Source organism: Cytophaga sp. FL35, from assembly GCF_014349235.1.
Lineage (GTDB): Bacteria > Bacteroidota > Bacteroidia > Flavobacteriales > Flavobacteriaceae > Euzebyella.
Window position 1 is genome coordinate 1 of the sequence record NZ_JACSOH010000067.1, and the last position, 2,263, is coordinate 2,263.

4 protein-coding genes are annotated in these 2,263 nt (G+C 35.2%); 3 read left to right on the forward strand and 1 reads right to left on the reverse strand.

From position 1 onward, the window contains the following. Window positions 1–314: 314 nt before the first annotated feature. Window positions 315–914 (forward strand): hypothetical protein, encoded by a 600-nt coding sequence (locus BIZ36_RS20560; RefSeq protein ID WP_187459733.1) that lies wholly within the window; start codon window positions 315–317, stop codon window positions 912–914. A gap of 63 nt (window positions 915–977) precedes the next feature. Here BIZ36_RS20560 and BIZ36_RS20565 read toward each other — a convergent pair whose 3' ends face one another. Next, window positions 978–1,466, reverse strand: a complete 489-nt coding sequence (locus BIZ36_RS20565) for a DUF4304 domain-containing protein (protein ID WP_187459734.1) — start codon at window positions 1,464–1,466, stop codon at window positions 978–980. Between the two features lie 199 nt (window positions 1,467–1,665). On the opposite strand from BIZ36_RS20565, the gene BIZ36_RS20570 reads away from it, so the two are divergent. Then, entirely contained in the window at window positions 1,666–1,926 is a 261-nt protein-coding gene (locus BIZ36_RS20570; protein ID WP_187459735.1) for a type II toxin-antitoxin system ParD family antitoxin, read from the forward strand. Further along, window positions 1,919–2,209 carry a type II toxin-antitoxin system RelE/ParE family toxin gene (locus tag BIZ36_RS20575; RefSeq protein WP_187459736.1) on the forward strand — a complete coding sequence of 97 codons (291 nt, stop codon included), beginning with the start codon at window positions 1,919–1,921 and terminating at the stop codon, window positions 2,207–2,209. The genes BIZ36_RS20570 and BIZ36_RS20575 overlap by 8 nt, the downstream gene beginning before the upstream one ends. The last annotated feature ends 54 nt before the right edge of the window (window positions 2,210–2,263 follow it).

The window sequence follows — 2,263 nt, forward strand, 5'->3', positions numbered from 1 at the left end:
CCTGGTAATCCTTTTTTCCCTGCATACCTAAAGTTACGATCGATCTACCGAACGGCAATGATCAAGACCGTTTTTTTCTTAACTTGTGCAACAGGCACAATGCCTAAACGTAATGCGGACTTTAGGGTAAAATCGAAAGGTCTGTGTATATTTATAATGTCGCTAAATCTTTGGGATTTAGCTTTGGACAAGAAAAAATAAAACTAAACAAAAAGCTTTGGCTACGAGCGCAGACGGAAACGAAAAGGTTTCCTTGCTGCCCTTCTTGCCATAGCCGAGCCGTTGTGCATAATGTACCAAAACCGCGAAAATCAATGAAAAACCTGAATGGAACTTGGTTAAAAATTAAAACAGGAGCCGACTACTGCCGACCTGAATTTATTGAATTTAATAACGACCAAATCATCCATTTTGAACTTGAACTGAAAAGCGGAAACGAATTATCAAAAGTCCGAACTGAATGGAGCGAAAAACTTTCTGAATCAAAATACGAATTTGTAAATAAGAATCGAATAAGAATATTCAGAATGGGAAAAACTCATACTGTGTTGAGCGAAACAGAATCCAAAACAGAGGACACTGAATTTGCGACTGACTACGAAAGAATTGAACCAACAAAAACAGAACTTGAATCTGAAAAAATTGAGACGCTTGAATTCAAAGCAGAATGGAAAAATGAAAAAATACCCTTAAAATTCAACACAATTTTGGACAGTCCAGTTATCCAAGTAATAAACAAAAGAATGAAAAGAAGTGGACGGAAATTAGTTTTGGAGAATTTACAAGGAACTTACTTCGCATCAATTTTCGAAAATGACGAACGAGAAACCCTAATTGGAATAAGGGAAATTGACGAACAAAAAGCAATTCTATTCGGATTCCCAGAAAAGCCATATGAAATTAAAGCTAAATAAAACACTATGCACAACAATGGTAACCGTTGCGCAAGCCCTTGAACAGCAAAAAAGAGACCTCTTTTAAGCCCTTTTTAGGGGCTTTTTGTTTTTAGGACGACTCAATTCTAATTGTAAATACTCTTTTGCTTTTAATGTTGTTTGATAAAGCAATGTAGGATCTTTTTCTAACAACCATCCTAACCCATTGTACTGTACCGAGTTGATTAGCCGTTCAACATTGTTGGATACAAATTCTTCTATAATATTAGATTGATCCGCTGATAAACCTTTTAATTCAAAAATGTCTGTTTGTTTTTTGCTAAACGGAAGTATCCAACTAAATCTTGTCCTAACATCTCCATCCACATCTTTTGGATATTCATCGTTTGGGTGAAGCTCCTTGATTAAATATCCGACATTCAGATAAAAGCCATTTGAGTATTTTGATTTCTGAAGGCCTATTACGTAAACTAAATTGTTATCCCTTTTATAAAAGAAATTACGTTTTTTCTCAAATCCTTTGTCAGCTAAAAAATTGCCAACTATTTTTTTAAACTCCCTTTCTTCCATACTATTAATATAAGTCTAAAATTGAAACTGTAGCCTTCTCCTTTTTCTACAATTGATTATTTAGAAATCGTAACTTAAGGGGAAGTTCAAAAAAAGAATACCCAAAACGTTCCGGACACAATTCCTTTCTACAAAGTTTTAGTAAATTATGCGCCAATAATATGTTAGAATGCGTATATTGTATGTAAATACTATTATTATGGCAACAATCAGAAAATCATTAACCATAACTACTGCTCAGGAAGAGTGGATAAAATTACAAATCGAGAATGGTGGTTTCGCCAACGATAGTGAATACATGCGGCATCTCATACGTTTAGATGAGGAGCGCAATAGAGAGTTTCTAATCACCAAAGCGGCCATACAAGAAGGATATGATAGTGGCGTGAGTTCTAGAACCAGGTCTGTTGATGAAATTATTGAAGCTGCGATAGTTCGTAAAAATAACAGAAATGTCTAGCTATTATTTATCATCGAAGGCAGATGACGATATCGATGATATAGTGGATTATACTTTGGAAACTTGGGGCGAATTACAGACGCACACCTATGTTACCGAGTTGTACCAATTTTTACAAACTCTGGCAGAAAATCCCAATCTTGGTCGAAGTGCTTCAGAATTTGCGGCCCTGCTAAAAAGATACAACTATAAGGCACACACAATTTTTTACGAACCAACCAAAAAGGGCATATTCGTCGTCCGCATTTTAGGCCAAGTACGGGATTTCAAGAGACATCTTTAAACGATAAGAATCTTATTTCAAAAGTATAAATAAAGGATTTTTATAAGCAGGTCT

Bases quoted from the DNA above. Each gene is read 5' to 3' on its own strand.
- BIZ36_RS20575 (WP_187459736.1), top strand. From the start codon at position 1,919: ATGTCTAGCTATTATTTATCATCGAAGGCAGATGACGATATCGATGAT.
- BIZ36_RS20560 (WP_187459733.1), top strand. From the start codon at position 315: ATGAAAAACCTGAATGGAACTTGGTTAAAAATTAAAACAGGAGCCGAC.
- BIZ36_RS20565 (WP_187459734.1), bottom strand. From the start codon at position 1,466: ATGGAAGAAAGGGAGTTTAAAAAAATAGTTGGCAATTTTTTAGCTGAC.
- BIZ36_RS20570 (WP_187459735.1), top strand. From the start codon at position 1,666: ATGGCAACAATCAGAAAATCATTAACCATAACTACTGCTCAGGAAGAG.